Raw genomic sequence first — 15617 nt, forward strand, 5'->3', positions numbered from 1 at the left:
ATTCAAAATCTAGTGGCGGCCGAAAACGGGGCGTTTACGGTCGAAGGTCCATCCAGGGAGCAGGTACTGCATCGGACCCGCATCATTACGCGCGCCGCCGGGCAGTCTCTTGTAGGCTTCATGGGCCTTGTTAACCTGTTCCCAGTCCAGCTCCACGCCCAGCCCTGGGGCGTCCGGAACCGCAATTTTTCCGTGCTTAATCTCCAGCGGATTTTTGGTCAGGCGGCAATCGCCCTCCTGCCAGATCCAGTGGGTATCAATCGCCGTCGGCTTGCCGGGCGCAGCAGCGCCCACGTGGGTAAACATCGCCAGCGAAATATCGAAGTGGTTGTTCGAGTGACAGCCCCAGGTCAGCCCCCAGTCATCGCACAACTGTGCCACGCGCACCGCACCAGAAAGCGTCCAGAAGTGCGGATCGGCCAGCGGAATATCGACGGAGTTCAGCATCACCGCGTGGCCCATTTCGCGCCAGTTAGTGGCGATCATGTTGGTCGCCACAGGTAGACCAGTCGCGCGGCGGAATTCTGCCATCACTTCGCGACCCGAGAACCCTTGTTCGGCACCGCACGGATCTTCAGCGTAGGTCAGCACATCGTTCAGCCCTTTGCACAATGAGATAGCTTCATCCAGCAGCCAGGCGCCGTTAGGGTCGACCGTAATACGTGCATCCGGGAAACGTTTTTTCAGCGCACGGGCGGTCTCAATTTCCTGCTCACCGGGCAGCACGCCGCCCTTGAGTTTGAAATCTTTAAAACCGTAGCGGTCCTGCGAGGCCTCCGCCAGGCGCACGACCGCCTCGCTGTTCATCGCTTGCTGATGACGCAGGTGATACCAGTCATGGTTGCCCGGCGTCGTCTCCAGATACGGCAAATCTGTCTTCGTGCGATCGCCTACGTAGAACAGATAGCCCAGCACGGTTACCGCATCGCGCTGCCTGCCCGGCCCTAACAGTTCACAGACCGGCACGTTGAGCGCTTTACCCAGCAGGTCGAGCAGCGCTGCTTCCAGCGCAGCTACCGCATTAACCCGCAGCTCAAAGGTCCAGGCGCCTTTACCGAAGGTGTCAAAGTCAGCGGCCTGGTTGCCTTTATGCACCTGCTGCACCACTTTGTTCAGACGGGCGACTTCCTGGCCTAATACCATCGGGATGGCGTCAAGGAGCGTCTGATAAATCACTTCACCGCCCGGCGCTTCACCGACGCCGGTATTCCCGGCGTTGTCGGTCAGTACCACGATATTGCGGGTAAAATACGCGTTATGCGCACCGCCGATGTTGAGCAGCATGCTGTCATGACCGGCTACCGGAATAACCTTCATGTCGGTGATAACGGGACTCGATTGTGTTGTCATCGTCATTGCCCTGCCACAGGTTTCAGTTCGATACGCTTAATATCGCCCACCAGCACCAGATAGCTCAGCACCGCAATCAGCGCATGCACCCCAACGTAAATCAACGCACCGTTGAACGAACCGGTGGTGCCCACGATGTAGCCAATCGCAATCGGCGTCACGATACCGGAAATATTGCCAAACATGTTGAACAGACCGCCGCTCAGGCCGCTGATCTCTTTCGGCGCAGTATCCGCCATCACTGCCCAGCCGAGCGCACCGATGCCTTTCCCGAAGAAGGCCAGCGCCATAAAGCCAATAATCATCCATTCAACGTCGACGTAGTTACAGAACACCATCACCATCGACAACAGCATACCCATCACGATCGGCGTTTTACGCGCAATATTCAGCGATCCGGTACGACGCATCAGCCAGTCGGAAATAATCCCGCCGAGCACGCCGCCCACAAAGCCGCAGATAGCCGGAACCGACGCCACAAAACCGGCCTTCAGAATCGACATACCGCGCGCCTGCACCAGGTAAACCGGAAACCAGGTGATAAAGAAGTAGGTCAGCGCGTTAATGCAATACTGGCCGATGTAGATCCCCACCATCATGCGCGAACCAATCAACTGCTTAATTTGTCCCCACTTCACACTGAACGGGACTTTCGTTTTCGCTGCCGCCTGATCCATGTTGATCAGCGCGCCGCCTGCGGCGATGTAATCCAGCTCTTTTTGGTTCACACCTGGATGCTGGTTAGGTTCGTGAATTACTTTCAGCCAGACGAAGCTGATAACGATCCCGAGGCCGCCCATAAAGAAGAACACGTGCGACCAGCCCACTTCGTGAGTCAGCCAACCCATGATCGGCGCGAAGATAACGGTGGCAAAGTACTGTGCGGAGTTAAAAATCGACACCGCAGTGCCCCTCTCCTGCGCCGGGAACCACGCCGCCACAATGCGACTATTGCCGGGGAAGGAAGGCGCTTCGGCTAAACCGACAAGGAATCGCAACGTAAACAGCGCGATGATAATGCCAAAGCCGCTGAAGATATCGACGAAGCCTTGCAGCAGGGTAAACAGGGACCAAATAAAGATGGACCAGAAGTAGACACGTTTAGAACCAAAGCGGTCGAGCAACCAGCCGCCGGGGATCTGGCCGATAACATAGGCCCATGAGAATGCAGAGAAAACGTAACCCATACCGACAGCATCGAGGCCAATATCTTTGGCCATCTCCGAACCGGCAATGGATAAGGTGGCGCGGTCGCCATAGTTGAAGGATGTGACGATAAACAGCATCACCACTATCCAGTAGCGAGCATTAGTGCGCTTTTCCGCGCCGCTCGCCGCCTGACTTAATGAACTCATTGTTGCACTCCTGAATTTTCGCGTTTTTATTCGCTCACTCTGAATTGCAAAACCGGTAGGGGTCAGAGGTAACGTTTGGTGTATAGGCAGCTTTTTTGGAGGTTGTTCGCCTTGCATGCTGCATTTTCTTATAACTGGCATGAGGAGTATAAAAAGCAGGCAGGAAACACTCACCGTGCAACAACACAGTATTTAGTCCACACACCAAGCCTGTTTGTGGCAAAAGCCCTGGTGACTGGAAGCGACTTCACGGAAATGAAAACCAGAGGGTTGAATAAGGAAATATCAGGACGGAAAAGAAAGGAGTGTGAAACGGGTCGCTTGATCCTATGAAAACGCCTGTAAAACCACTTTTAAATGAAGGTTTTTACAGGCATTTGCCCGAAGCTAACACGATTCAGTTTTATTAGGATATGGCCAGGTCGTTCTTTTTGCTTGCTGGCACAAGCAGGACACCCTCCCGGTAGGGGGGAGGGGAAGCCTCAAGACAGGAGAGTTCCCCAATGTTCTACCCAGGGATTGGATTCACTTTCCGGCTCAGGGTGCTCGCTGGCATCAATCAACAACATCTCACCCACGCGCTGCGCGCTTTGTTCCTGCAACAACGCGTCGAACTGTTTTCCGCCGTTGCAGAAGTTAACGTAGCTGCTGTCGCCGAGTGCGATCACGCCATAATGCAGATTTGGCTGGAAACCAAGATTATCTTTGATTCCCTGAAACAGTGGCACAATGCTGTCCGGAAGATCGCCCTGCCCGGTCGTTGAAGTCACCACCAGGACGTATTTGTCTTGATACGCCTGCCAGTCCGCCAGCTCTGGATCTTCAAACACCGTAGCCTTATGGCCCTGTCCGGTAAGGATAGCTTCAGCCTCTTCGGCTACCAACAGCGAGTTTCCGTACATCGTGCCGACAAAAATACCAATTTCCGCCATAACCTTTTTCTCCAGGGACTTAAGAATCTATTTGCTCATCCTGACCTGACCGCTCGCTGAACTCAACCCTTTCATTCTCAGGGAGAAGTCCACGCCAGCCAAACTGCGATAGCGCCTGCATCCAGACGTCATCCAGACCCGCGCGAATCACCAATGGCTCGCCAGTGAACGGATGGGTAAGCGTAAGCTGGCTGGCATGCAACATTAAGCGCTGGCAACCGAAATGCTCCGCCGCACTGCGGTTCTGCCGCAAATCACCGTGCTTACTGTCGCCAATAATAGGATGGCGTAAATGGGACAGATGCCGCCGGAGCTGGTGTTTACGACCGGTTTTAGGCTCAAGCTCTACCAGTCCGTAGCGAGTCGTTGGATAACGCCCGGTGGCCACCGGCATTTCTACCGTTGCCAGTCCGCGATAGTGGGTGACCGCCGGTTGCGGATCTTTATCTTCACGGGAAAATTTGTCGGCAATTTTATCCAACTCTTCCACCAGCGGGTAATCCAGCACCGCGTCATCCATTAGCCAGCCACGCACAATGGCATGATAACGCTTTTGAATTTGATGCTGTTCAAACTGCTGCGACAGCAAACGCCCGGCTTCGCTGGACAATCCCATCAGCAGCACGCCGGATGTCGGTCGGTCGAGGCGATGCACGGTAAAAACATGCTGACCAATCTGGTCACGCACCGTTTGCATCACGACCACTTTCTCATCGCGGTCGAGCCAGCTGCGGTGAACCAACCAACCAGAAGGTTTGTTAACAGCAACCAGCCATTCGTCCTGATAGAGGATCTCAAGCATCAGGATTTATCGCTGGTAAACAGTGCATCCAGCTCCTGTAATGCAACGAGAAGCACTTCACGCTGTGGATGGTCGGCGGTCAGCGCCATTTCGTAATACGGTGCGATGGCAAACGCCTCTGGAAGCGGCTGCGCGTTATCAAGCAGAGCATGCATGCGGGGAATCAATACCCATTGCAGCCATTCAACCGGCTCCATGGTATCCATACAAAAAGGCTGCGTGCTGGTAAATAAATGCGCCTCAGGCTCATCCATTCGCCAGTGATTATGCTCACGCAACAGCGCTTCAAGCGCGTGGAGTTGCTGGCGCACACGGTCATGAGTCGTCATGAAATTAACCTCATTGATGAAAAATCTGGCGCGAAGAATAGCATTTGTGGGCAGGAAATAAAAAAAGGGAGCACTGTAAAAAAACAGTGCTCCCGGTTCGTTTCGCAGCATTCCAGCTACTTTTAGTGCTCCCTGCTCATCCATGACAACTTTTCCTGTGGTCTTACGACCTGTTCATCCTGAACATTTGCATCCTGCTCACATCACCCCGATGTGAAAACTTCATCCTGAAGTGTCCGTGGCCATCCTGACCCGCCGACCATCCTGCCCGGCTCTCATTCTCCTTCCTGGAGGTGTCCCTTAACGCATCCGGCGTTTTCCTCTTTGCTTCGTCCTGAAGCCTATCCTTGTAACACCATCCTGGTGTGTCCTGCAGAAGTGTCATCATCCTGATGTTCACTTCGTTGTGCGACTCCTTGTCGACGGAGATAGAATCGCCTGTTTCGCTTTGTCTTACAAGATACTTACAGACATTCCTTTAAGGTTTTTTTCATATGAAAGCAGAGAATAAAACATCAACTAGCTGAATTACATACATTTACTATGAAGGCCCTGCATTAAGCTTTCACTTATTACCTGGCGATCTCCTACAGGGTTTGTAAGAGATCTCTCACACGCATGCGGGCAAAATGGATTACAGAACTGGCTTAAGTTGAGTCAGGAAATCCGCAAGAGAGGCCGACAGCACCGTTCGTTTACGAGTCCCCAGCGTTTCTTTGCACACTTCCCCGGACAGGTTACACACCGAAATGACATCCAGTTCATTTTCCTGTGTCGCAATAAACAGCGTCGGCGAGAGCTTGAGCCGCTTTTGCGTGACCAAATGGCCAATCAGGTTTTCCTGAACGCGCCTGAAGTCATCTTCGCTCCAGGTTTGCAGCAGCGTGAGCTTTTCATCGGCAAACTGCGCGTGCATGTCCCCGGCAAATTGGGTGGTATAAAAAGCGTGAACGGCGGGTTGTACCACAATGTCAAAGGCGCGTTCAACCGCGTTTACATTCGTTTCGCCCACAAACGGCTGAGGCTGCCAGTACACGGCATCGCTGGTCGTGGAAATAATGCATGGGGAAGGTACGCCATATAATTCTTCGCTGAGAGGCCAGCTGTTATTTTTCTCATGCCATGCATCGCAATAGCGTGTCGTAAAGGCCGTTAACGCCTGCGCAGTCAATTCGTCCACTGATTTCTCTCTTCACAAAAGCCAGGATACACTTGACACATAGTGTATCTGGTTTATGACGGTGAAACATGTCTTCTTATGAAAACCATCAGGCGCTTGACGGCCTGACCCTCGGTAAATCAACAGATTACCGGGATAATTACGATGCCAGTTTGTTGCAGGGCGTTCCGCGTAGCCTGAACCGCGACCCGCTGGATTTAAAGGTCGATAATCTTCCTTTTCATGGCGCCGATATCTGGACGCTGTATGAACTGTCATGGCTAAATGCCAATGGCTTACCGCAGGTTGCCGTCGGGCATGTCGAATTAGACTACACCAGCGTGAATCTGATTGAATCAAAAAGCTTTAAGCTGTATCTGAACAGTTTTAACCAGACCCGCTTTGATTCATGGGATGCCGTTCGCCAAACGCTGGAACACGATTTGCGCGCCTGCGCCGAAGGTGATGTTCACGTGGCACTGTACCGTATCGATGAACTGGAAGGACAGCCGATTGCTCATTTCAATGGCACCTGCATCGATGACCAGGATATTGTCATCGATAACTACCAGTTCACCACTGATTATCTGGAGAACGCCACAAGCGGCGAGAAAGCAGTGGAAGAAACGCTAGTCAGCCATCTGCTGAAATCTAACTGTTTGATCACCCACCAGCCCGACTGGGGCTCTATACAAATTCAGTATCGTGGACGAAAAATCGACAGGGAGCAGCTGCTGCGTTATCTGGTGTCCTTCCGCCATCATAATGAATTCCATGAACAGTGCGTGGAGCGCATTTTCAATGACATTCTGCGCTTCTGCCAGCCGGAAAAGCTGAGCGTCTACGCCCGCTACACGCGACGCGGCGGTCTGGACATTAATCCATGGCGAACCAACACCGATTTTGTCCCTGCTATCGGTAGACTGGTGCGTCAGTAACTTTATTTCTCAATTTTGCGTGCCGGATTCCGCGCGCAAGGTTGTGAAAGGTCATAAGCCAGAGCTATTGTAATCAACAGGGAATGACGTGTTGCGTCCCATAAGGAGTTTACTTGATTACACATATTAGCCCGCTTGGCTCAATGGACATGTTGTCGCAGCTGGAAGTCGATATGCTTAAACGCACGGCCAGCAGCGACCTGTATCAACTGTTTCGTAACTGTTCGCTTGCCGTCCTGAACTCCGGCAGTTTGACCGACAACAGCAAAGAGCTGCTGTCTCGTTTTGAAAGTTTCGACATTAACGTGCTGCGCCGTGAACGTGGCGTTAAGCTGGAACTGATTAACCCGCCTGAAGACGCGTTTGTTGATGGACGCATTATTCGTGCGCTGCAGGCCAACCTGTTTGCCGTCCTGCGCGACATTCTTTTCGTTAACGGCCAGATCCATAACGCTGGTCGTTTTCAACGTCTGGATCTCGAAAGCTCGGTTCACATTACCAACCTCGTCTTCTCCATCTTGCGTAACGCCCGGGCACTGCACGTCGATGAAGCACCGAACATGGTTGTCTGCTGGGGCGGTCACTCCATCAACGAAAATGAGTACCTGTATGCTCGTCGCGTCGGTACCCAGTTGGGCCTGCGTGAGCTGAACATCTGTACCGGCTGCGGTCCTGGTGCGATGGAAGCCCCCATGAAAGGCGCGGCGGTGGGCCACGCCCAGCAGCGTTACAAAGACAGCCGTTTTATCGGCATGACTGAACCGTCAATCATTGCCGCCGAACCGCCTAACCCGCTGGTCAACGAACTGATCATCATGCCGGACATTGAAAAACGTCTGGAAGCATTTGTCCGTATTGCCCACGGCATTATCATTTTCCCTGGCGGCGTAGGAACGGCGGAAGAGCTGCTGTACCTGTTAGGGATCTTGATGAACCCGGCGAACAAAGATCAGGTTCTGCCACTGATCCTGACGGGACCAAAAGAGAGTGCGGACTACTTCCGCGTGCTGGATGAATTTATCGTACACACGCTGGGTGAAGACGCGCGTCGCCACTACCGCATTATCATTGACGATGCTTCAGAAGTCGCTCGCCTGATGAAAAAAGCGATGCCGCTGGTGAAAGAGAATCGCCGCGACACCGGTGATGCCTACAGCTTTAACTGGTCGATTCGCATTTCACCTGATTTGCAGATGCCGTTTGAACCGTCTCATGAAAACATGGCGAACCTGAAGCTGTACCCCGATCAACCGGTTGAAGTACTGGCTGCAGACCTGCGTCGCGCGTTCTCCGGCATCGTCGCGGGTAACGTCAAGGAAGTCGGTATTCACGCTATTGAAGAGTTTGGGCCGTACAAGATCCACGGTGACCGAGAGATGATGCGCCGTATGGATGACCTGCTGCAGGGCTTTGTCGCACAGCACCGCATGAAGTTGCCGGGTTCGGCCTACATTCCTTGCTACGAAATCTGCGCCTGATGTTTAACGCCCGGTAGCTGCGGCTACCACGGTGACAGATTTGTCCATATCCAAGCCGGTTTTGGCCTCGCAGCCAGCCGGCTTTTTTAGTGATACCAGTCACATAGCTCAACTCCTAACATAAACATCAATAATGTTTCGTCAGAAAACCCTCAATACGCAAACGTTTACCTTTCAAATTCGACCGTGACTTATCATCATAAATTATCATTAGTTGCAAGAATCCACTGAAAATGACAGTTTTTACAGCGCAACACTCGTATCTTCTCGCGTTCTCTTTCACGTCATATGTCGTTAATGCTAGCCTTCGCGCCCGTAAATCCGCTTTGGTTATTTTTTAATAGATTAATGGTCCAAATTTATCCACATAAAAAGTGGATTATTGCATTTGGGATCCCGATCACTGATACATTCATAACTTAAATGTATCTTTCCGCCCGAAAATTATTACGGCGAAAAATTATATAAAAAATCGCTAATCGGAATTCGTTTTACAGTCGGGTCTTTTTTCAGTGGATTGAACCCAAACCTGACTTTTTAAGCTTCCTCCAGGAGAAATAGATGGAAAACACGCAAACCAGCACTATCGTTACGGGCCAGACCCGCAGCGCATGGCGCAAGACTGACACCATGTGGATGCTGGGCCTTTACGGTACGGCAATTGGCGCGGGTGTCTTGTTCCTGCCAATTAACGCCGGTGTTGGCGGTCTGATCCCGCTGATCATCATGGCTATTCTTGCCTTCCCAATGACCTACTTTGCACACCGTGGTCTGACCCGTTTCGTGTTATCCGGTAAAAATCCGGGTGAAGACATCACCGAAGTGGTAGAAGAACACTTTGGTGTTGGCGCAGGTAAACTGATTACGCTGCTCTATTTCTTCGCTATCTACCCAATTCTGTTGGTTTACAGCGTAGCGATTACCAATACCGTCGAGAGCTTCCTGACCCATCAGCTGGCAATTACGCCTCCGCCGCGTGCCATCCTGTCGCTGATCCTGATTATCGGTATGATGACCATCGTGCGCTTCGGTGAGCAGATGATCGTGAAGGCGATGAGCATCCTGGTATTCCCGTTCGTTGCAGCGCTGATGCTGCTGGCACTGTACCTGATCCCTCAGTGGAGCGGTGCGGTTCTGGAAACCCTGTCCTTTGACTCTGCAGCAACCACTGGCAATGGCCTGTTGTTGACCCTGTGGCTGGCAATTCCGGTAATGGTATTCTCCTTCAACCACTCACCGATCATCTCCTCCTTCGCCGTTGCGAAGCGTGAAGAGTACGGTGATGAAGCAGAGAAGAAATGCTCCAAGATTCTGGCATTCGCTCACATCATGATGGTGCTGACCGTTATGTTCTTCGTCTTCAGCTGCGTGTTTAGCCTGACCCCGGCGGATCTGGCTGCGGCGAAAGAGCAGAACATCTCCATCCTGTCTTACCTGGCGAACCACTTTAACGCACCGATCATTGCCTGGATGGCACCGATTATCGCGATGATCGCTATCACCAAATCCTTCCTCGGCCACTACCTGGGCGCACGTGAAGGCTTCAATGGTATGGTGATTAAGCACCTGCGTGGTAAAGGCAAATCCATCGAAGTCAACAAGCTGAACAAACTCACTGCGCTGTTCATGCTGGTTACCACCTGGATCGTGGCAACGCTGAACCCGAGCATCCTCGGTATGATTGAAACCCTGGGTGGCCCAATCATCGCGATGATTCTGTTCCTGATGCCGATGTATGCGATTCAGAAAGTCCCGGCCATGCGTAAGTACAGCGGCCATATCAGCAACGTCTTCGTTGTGATTATGGGTCTGATTGCCATCTCCGCTATTTTCTACTCGCTGTTTAGTTAATCCCCTGCGCCGCCTACGGGACAATGGACGCCTCATGATTAGCGTATTCGATATCTTCAAAATCGGCATTGGCCCTTCCAGCTCCCACACTGTGGGTCCAATGAAAGCAGGCAAACAATTCACGGATGACCTGATTGCTCGCGGAATACTCACTGACGTAACCCGCGTCGTGGTTGATGTTTACGGCTCTCTGTCTCTGACGGGGAAAGGCCATCACACTGACATCGCGATTATTATGGGCCTGGCGGGTAATTTGCCTGACACCGTAGACATCGATGCCATTCCGTCCTTTATCCAGGATGTGAATACTCACGGACGTTTGCTGCTGGCAGACGGTCAGCATGAAGTGGAGTTCCCGGTCGATAAGTGCATGAATTTCCATGCGGACAATCTGTCCCTGCACGAAAACGGCATGCGCATTACCGCCCTGGCCGGCGAAAAAGTCCTCTACAGCCAGACTTACTATTCCATTGGCGGTGGTTTCATCGTTGATGAAGAACATTTCGGCCTGCCGAACAGCTCGCCGGTAAACGTGCCCTATCCGTACAAATCCGCCGCCGATCTGCAACGACATTGCCAGGAAACCGGCCTGTCGCTTTCTGGTCTGATGATGCAAAACGAACTGGCCCTGCACAGCAAAGAAGAGCTGGAACAGCACTTTGCTAACGTCTGGGAAGTGATGCGTAGCGGGATTGAACGCGGTATCACCACCGAAGGCGTCTTGCCGGGTAAACTGCGCGTGCCACGTCGTGCCGCAGCGCTGCGTCGCATGCTGGTCAGCAGTGACAAAACCACCACCGACCCAATGGCGGTCGTGGACTGGATTAACATGTTCGCGCTGGCGGTGAACGAAGAGAATGCGGCCGGTGGACGTGTGGTTACCGCCCCGACCAACGGTGCGTGTGGGATCGTTCCTGCGGTACTGGCTTACTACGACAAGTTTATCCGCGAAGTGAACGCTAACTCGCTGGCACGCTACATGCTGGTCGCGAGTGCGATTGGTTCCCTGTACAAGATGAACGCCTCTATCTCGGGTGCCGAAGTGGGTTGCCAGGGTGAAGTTGGTGTGGCCTGCTCAATGGCGGCAGCGGGTCTGGCGGAACTGCTGGGCGGTAGCCCTACCCAGGTGTGCATCGCGGCAGAAATCGGTATGGAACACAACCTGGGGCTGACATGCGATCCGGTTGCGGGCCAGGTTCAGGTCCCATGTATCGAGCGTAACGCTATTGCCTCAGTCAAAGCGGTTAACGCCGCACGTATGGCGCTACGCCGTACCAGCGAGCCGCGCGTGTGCCTCGATAAAGTGATCGAGACCATGTACGAGACCGGTAAAGACATGAATGCCAAGTACCGCGAAACCTCTCGTGGCGGCCTGGCGATGAAAGTTGTCACCTGCGATTAAGTCCCAACCCATTGCCGGATGGCGCAAGCTTATCCGGCCTACAGTACCGTAGTCATTTGTAGGCCGGATAAGGCGTCAGCCGCCATCCGGCAAAATGTTGTTTCAGATCTTCGCCTCCACTCGCCGTGAATGTTACCCTACAGGCTGATTCGTAAGGGAGAACACCGTGGCCGTCCATCTGCTCATTGTCGATGCACTGAACCTCATCCGCCGTATTCACGCTGTTCAGGGATCGCCCTGCGTGGAGACCTGCCAGCACGCGCTCGATTTATTGCTCGTGCACAGCCAGCCTACGCACGCCGTGGCGGTGTTTGATGACGAAGCGCGTAACAGCGGCTGGCGTCACCAACGGCTGCCCGACTACAAAGCTGGTCGCCCACCGATGCCCGACGAACTCCATCAAGAAATGCCCGCCTTACGCGCGGCCTTTGAACAACGCGGCGTCTGCTGCTGGGTTTCCAGCGGTAATGAAGCTGACGATCTAGCCGCAACGCTGGCGGTGAAAGTCACCCAGGCCGGGCATCAGGCCACCATCGTCTCAACCGATAAAGGTTACTGCCAGTTGCTCTCTCCTGCCCTGCGTATTCGCGACTATTTCCAGAAGCGCTGGCTGGATGCGCCGTTCATCGAAAAAGAGTTTGGTGTACAGCCTCAGCAACTGCCGGATTACTGGGGGCTAGCGGGAATAAGCAGTTCAAAAGTACCTGGTGTCGCCGGTATTGGCCCAAAAAGTGCGACCCAACTGCTCGTGCAGTTTCAGCATCTGGAAGGGATTTACGCCCGGCTTGATGACGTGCCGGAAAAGTGGCGCAAGAAGCTCGAGGCGCACAAAGAAATGGCATTTCTATGCCGCGATATTGCCCGGTTGCAAACGGACTTACATATCGACGGGAACCTACAGCAACTACGCCTGGTACGGTAGTTCTTTGGCGATAGCGCTGTTGCCGGATGGCCGTGTAAACACCTTACCCGGCCTACAAATCAATCACACTGTAGGCCGGATAAACGCCAGGTGATTACCAGGCGGTGTGGTACAGCTCAACGATATCGCCGAGGCTCGCTTCACGCGGATTACCACCGGTGCACACGTCATCGAATGCTGCCTGCGCCAGCGCCGGGATATCCTCTTTACGCACGCCAACATCACGTAAGTGCAGCGGAATGCCCACATCACGGTTAAGCGCAAACACCGCATCCACGGCGGCTTTACGCGCCTCGTCCAACGTCAATGCTTCCACCTTCACGCCCATTGCCCGGGCGATATCGCGGAATTTGTCCCCGCTATAGTCGGCGTTGTACTGCATCACATGCGGGAGCAGAATGGCGTTGGCGACGCCGTGCGGCGTGTTATAAAACGCCCCCAGCGGGTGTGCCATACCATGAACCAGCCCCAGGCCAACGTTGGAAAAGCCCATTCCGGCAACATACTGGCCCAGCGCCATGGCTTCACCGGCCTTGCTGTCACCGGCGACGGAGCCACGCAGCGCCCCGGCAATGATCTCAATGGCTTTGATGTGCAGCGCATCCGTCAACGCCCAGGCCGCACGGGTGATGTAACCTTCAATGGCATGGGTCAGCGCATCAACGCCGGTAGCCGCCTTTAACGCCGCAGGCATACCGTCCATCATATCGGCATCGATAAATGCCACCTGCGGAATATCATGCGGATCGACGCAGACAAACTTGCGCCGGTTTTCCTCATCGGTGATCACGTAGTTAATGGTCACTTCTGCCGCCGTCCCTGCCGTCGTCGGGATAGCCATCACCGGTACGCTTGGCTTACGCGTGGGCGATAAGCCTTCAAGGCTGCGCACATCGGCAAACTCAGGGTTATTGTAGATAATACCAATCGCTTTACAGGTATCCTGCGGGGAGCCACCGCCAATGGCAATCAGATAGTCTGCGCCACTTTGCTCAAAGACACCCAGCCCTTCCTGTACCACTGCAATGGTGGGATTGGGGATAACGCCGGAGTAAATCTCCCACGCCAGCCCCGCCGCATCCATCCGCGATGTCACCTTCTCGACCACACCGCACTGTACCAGGTTGGCATCGGTCACAATCAGCGCCTTACGATATCCCCGACGAATAACTTCATCGGTTAACGCCCCAACAGCTCCCCGGCCAAACCATGCCGTTTCATTCAGAATCATTCTGTTCGCCATCGTATTTCTCCTTTTCGCTTTGCGAAATTACTCTTCAATTCGTAATCCGTAGGATTTGAATTTCTCCAGCACGATGGCAATCTCTTCATCATCCAGCACCGGAACAGGATCGACGATCGCTAATGTGCTCAGATAAAGGCGGGCCAGAACTTCCACTTCATGCGCCAGCCACAGTGCTTTTTCCAGGTTCGCCTCGCAGGCAATCAGCCCATGATGCTGCAACAGCGTTGCTTTGCGGTCTTTCAGCGCCACGATCACGTGCTCTGACAGTTCACGTGTACCAAACGTCGCATACGGCGCACACGGAATAGAATTTCCACCGGCAGCAGCAATCATGTAATGGATAGCCGGGATAGGACGGTTGAGAATCGATACCGCGGTGCAATGGATCGCATGATTATGGACAACCGCATTAGCCTCTGGCCGCGTCTGATAGGCTGCAAGGTGAAAACGCCATTCGCTGGACGGTAATTGTCCTTTATCGTAATTACCGTCGTTGTCTACATACACGATCATATTTTCCGTGAGTCTTTCGTAAGGAATTCCGCTGGGTGTGATCAGCATTCCATTTTCATAACGTGCACTCACATTTCCCGCCGTTCCCTGATTCAGCCCCAGGCTGGTCATTTCAAGGCAGGTTTCAATGATTTCTCGCGACAAACGCATTCTTTCCATCATAATTCTCCGGGTACAGTTTCCCCTCGTCTTGATTGCGAAAAATACAGCCGCAGAGTAAGACGGGTCAGGTTTCAGATATGAGCAGCCACTGAATTTTTATTCAGGTTCAGTTAGCTGATTTATTATTAAAAAAGTTTATTTTTGTCTTACACGCTTAATGAGCTTCATCGGTACTTTTACCGTTTCTTTAATCGGCTGGTCTTCAATCGCACTCATCATCATGTCGAAGGCTTTTTCCGCCCAGACGTTTTCATCCTGCTGCATTGACCAGACATTATTGGCGAGGAATCCCAGCATCGGATGTTCATCGAATGTGCCGATATTAATATCAGGTGGAATAACGCCAAAACGATTGCGAATAGCGACGATGGCGCCTTCCAGCACAGGTAATGACGAGGCGATAAATGCCTGAGGACATCCCTGCTCAGCGATCAGTTTTTCCATTAGCCGGTAGCCACCATCTGGCGTGTTATCCGGACCTTCACGCACCCAATCATGATGGGAAATACCATTGTTACTCAATGCGTTAAGATACCCCTGTAAACGGTCGCCAATACTGGGCAGCCCGGTATCGCCCACCAAAAACCAGATTGGTGATTTTCCCGCATCGAACAAACTTTGCGTTAGCTTTTCGCCCCCTAAACTATTATGACTCTCTACCAGCGCGTTATCGGTGTACTTAAAATCACGGTCAAGTAACACCATCGGTTTTCTAACCTGGCGTAAATGATGCTGCTGGTTTTCGAGCGTTGACGGGACAATAAAAAGTCCGTCAACATTACGGGCAATTAACGCTTTGGTTAATTTATTCTCGTAATCAACATCATCATAAGTACAGCTAATCGTTAACTGATATCCAGAACGACGACAGCGTTGCTCAAGTTTTTCAGCGAGCGTAGCAAAAAAGACGTTGGAAATATTGGGCACAATCAGCCCCAGCGTATCCGTTTTATTCAGTTTAAGGCTGCGCGCTGAATGGTTGATGACATAACCATAACGCTCAACATATTCATTAATGCGCGTTTGGGTTTTAACGCTGATACGATATTGCTCAGCTTTCCCATTCAACACCAGTCGCACGGTTGTCACCGATAAATTCAGATCGCTGGCTATCTGTTCTACTGTTTTAGCCATTATATGCCCCAGTTCACATCTAAAACGTCAATTCACAATCATAA

The 15617-nt window shown here is 52.6% G+C and carries 14 protein-coding genes; 5 read left to right on the top strand and 9 right to left on the bottom strand.

What is annotated here, in order from left to right:
* Positions 1–9 precede the first annotated feature (9 nt).
* The 6 genes from FDW98_RS00995 to syd all read right to left on the bottom strand — a co-directional run bounded on the left by FDW98_RS00995 (position 10) and on the right by syd (position 5948).
* A complete protein-coding gene (locus FDW98_RS00995) occupies positions 10–1350 on the bottom strand; it encodes an enolase C-terminal domain-like protein (RefSeq protein WP_096755897.1) in 1341 nt (446 codons plus the stop codon).
* 2 nt (positions 1351–1352) lie between these two features.
* Positions 1353–2705, bottom strand: coding sequence for a galactarate/glucarate/glycerate transporter GudP (gene gudP / locus FDW98_RS01000; RefSeq protein WP_096755896.1), 1353 nt, complete (start codon positions 2703–2705; stop codon positions 1353–1355).
* 482 nt (positions 2706–3187) lie between these two features.
* A complete protein-coding gene (locus FDW98_RS01005) occupies positions 3188–3637 on the bottom strand; it encodes a flavodoxin (protein ID WP_096755895.1) in 450 nt (149 codons plus the stop codon).
* Between the two features lie 19 nt (positions 3638–3656).
* On the bottom strand, positions 3657–4439 hold the full coding sequence (gene truC / locus FDW98_RS01010; protein ID WP_096755894.1) for a tRNA pseudouridine(65) synthase TruC: 783 nt from the start codon (positions 4437–4439) through the stop codon (positions 3657–3659).
* A complete protein-coding gene (locus tag FDW98_RS01015; RefSeq protein WP_096759337.1) occupies positions 4439–4768 on the bottom strand; it encodes a YqcC family protein in 330 nt (109 codons plus the stop codon). The genes truC and FDW98_RS01015 overlap by 1 nt, the downstream gene beginning before the upstream one ends.
* A 634-nt stretch (positions 4769–5402) precedes the next feature.
* Positions 5403–5948 carry a SecY-interacting protein gene (syd, locus tag FDW98_RS01025; protein ID WP_096755893.1) on the bottom strand — a complete coding sequence of 182 codons (546 nt, stop codon included), beginning with the start codon at positions 5946–5948 and terminating at the stop codon, positions 5403–5405.
* A gap of 68 nt (positions 5949–6016) precedes the next feature.
* On the opposite strand from syd, the gene queF reads away from it, so the two are divergent.
* From queF to xni, 5 genes are all read left to right on the top strand, one after another.
* Positions 6017–6865 (top strand): NADPH-dependent 7-cyano-7-deazaguanine reductase QueF, encoded by an 849-nt coding sequence (gene queF, locus FDW98_RS01030; RefSeq protein WP_096755892.1) that lies wholly within the window; start codon positions 6017–6019, stop codon positions 6863–6865.
* A 113-nt stretch (positions 6866–6978) separates the two neighbouring features.
* Positions 6979–8343: a nucleotide 5'-monophosphate nucleosidase PpnN gene (gene ppnN, locus FDW98_RS01035; protein ID WP_096755891.1), complete on the top strand. Its 1365-nt coding sequence runs from the start codon at positions 6979–6981 to the stop codon at positions 8341–8343.
* 561 nt (positions 8344–8904) lie between these two features.
* Positions 8905–10194 (top strand): HAAAP family serine/threonine permease, encoded by a 1290-nt coding sequence (locus tag FDW98_RS01040; RefSeq protein WP_096755890.1) that lies wholly within the window; start codon positions 8905–8907, stop codon positions 10192–10194.
* A 34-nt stretch (positions 10195–10228) separates the two neighbouring features.
* A complete protein-coding gene (locus FDW98_RS01045; protein ID WP_096755889.1) occupies positions 10229–11596 on the top strand; it encodes an L-serine ammonia-lyase in 1368 nt (455 codons plus the stop codon).
* A gap of 166 nt (positions 11597–11762) precedes the next feature.
* Complete coding sequence (xni, locus tag FDW98_RS01050) at positions 11763–12518, top strand: flap endonuclease Xni (protein ID WP_096755888.1); 756 nt, start codon at positions 11763–11765, stop codon at positions 12516–12518.
* Positions 12519–12612: 94 nt separating this feature from the next.
* Here xni and fucO read toward each other — a convergent pair whose 3' ends face one another.
* From fucO to FDW98_RS01065, 3 genes are all read right to left on the bottom strand, one after another.
* Positions 12613–13761, bottom strand: a complete 1149-nt coding sequence (gene fucO, locus FDW98_RS01055) for a lactaldehyde reductase (protein ID WP_096755887.1) — start codon at positions 13759–13761, stop codon at positions 12613–12615.
* Between the two features lie 27 nt (positions 13762–13788).
* Complete coding sequence (gene fucA / locus FDW98_RS01060; RefSeq protein WP_096755886.1) at positions 13789–14436, bottom strand: L-fuculose-phosphate aldolase; 648 nt, start codon at positions 14434–14436, stop codon at positions 13789–13791.
* Between the two features lie 138 nt (positions 14437–14574).
* Positions 14575–15573, bottom strand: coding sequence for a LacI family DNA-binding transcriptional regulator (locus tag FDW98_RS01065; RefSeq protein WP_096755885.1), 999 nt, complete (start codon positions 15571–15573; stop codon positions 14575–14577).
* Between the last annotated feature and the right edge of the window lie 44 nt (positions 15574–15617).

It is taken from the genome of Citrobacter sp. wls711, from assembly GCF_005281055.1.
GTDB classification, from domain to species: Bacteria; Pseudomonadota; Gammaproteobacteria; order Enterobacterales; family Enterobacteriaceae; genus Citrobacter; species Citrobacter gillenii.

Excerpts from the sequence above, each read along its gene's own strand:
- truC (WP_096755894.1), bottom strand. The coding sequence starts at position 4,439 with ATGCTTGAGATCCTCTATCAGGACGAATGGCTGGTTGCTGTTAACAAA.
- FDW98_RS01040 (WP_096755890.1), top strand. The coding sequence starts at position 8,905 with ATGGAAAACACGCAAACCAGCACTATCGTTACGGGCCAGACCCGCAGC.
- fucA (WP_096755886.1), bottom strand. The coding sequence starts at position 14,436 with ATGGAAAGAATGCGTTTGTCGCGAGAAATCATTGAAACCTGCCTTGAA.
- FDW98_RS01065 (WP_096755885.1), bottom strand. The coding sequence starts at position 15,573 with ATGGCTAAAACAGTAGAACAGATAGCCAGCGATCTGAATTTATCGGTG.
- gudP (WP_096755896.1), bottom strand. The coding sequence starts at position 2,705 with ATGAGTTCATTAAGTCAGGCGGCGAGCGGCGCGGAAAAGCGCACTAAT.
- FDW98_RS01005 (WP_096755895.1), bottom strand. The coding sequence starts at position 3,637 with ATGGCGGAAATTGGTATTTTTGTCGGCACGATGTACGGAAACTCGCTG.
- FDW98_RS00995 (WP_096755897.1), bottom strand. The coding sequence starts at position 1,350 with ATGACAACACAATCGAGTCCCGTTATCACCGACATGAAGGTTATTCCG.
- fucO (WP_096755887.1), bottom strand. The coding sequence starts at position 13,761 with ATGGCGAACAGAATGATTCTGAATGAAACGGCATGGTTTGGCCGGGGA.
- FDW98_RS01045 (WP_096755889.1), top strand. The coding sequence starts at position 10,229 with ATGATTAGCGTATTCGATATCTTCAAAATCGGCATTGGCCCTTCCAGC.
- FDW98_RS01015 (WP_096759337.1), bottom strand. The coding sequence starts at position 4,768 with ATGACGACTCATGACCGTGTGCGCCAGCAACTCCACGCGCTTGAAGCG.
- queF (WP_096755892.1), top strand. The coding sequence starts at position 6,017 with ATGTCTTCTTATGAAAACCATCAGGCGCTTGACGGCCTGACCCTCGGT.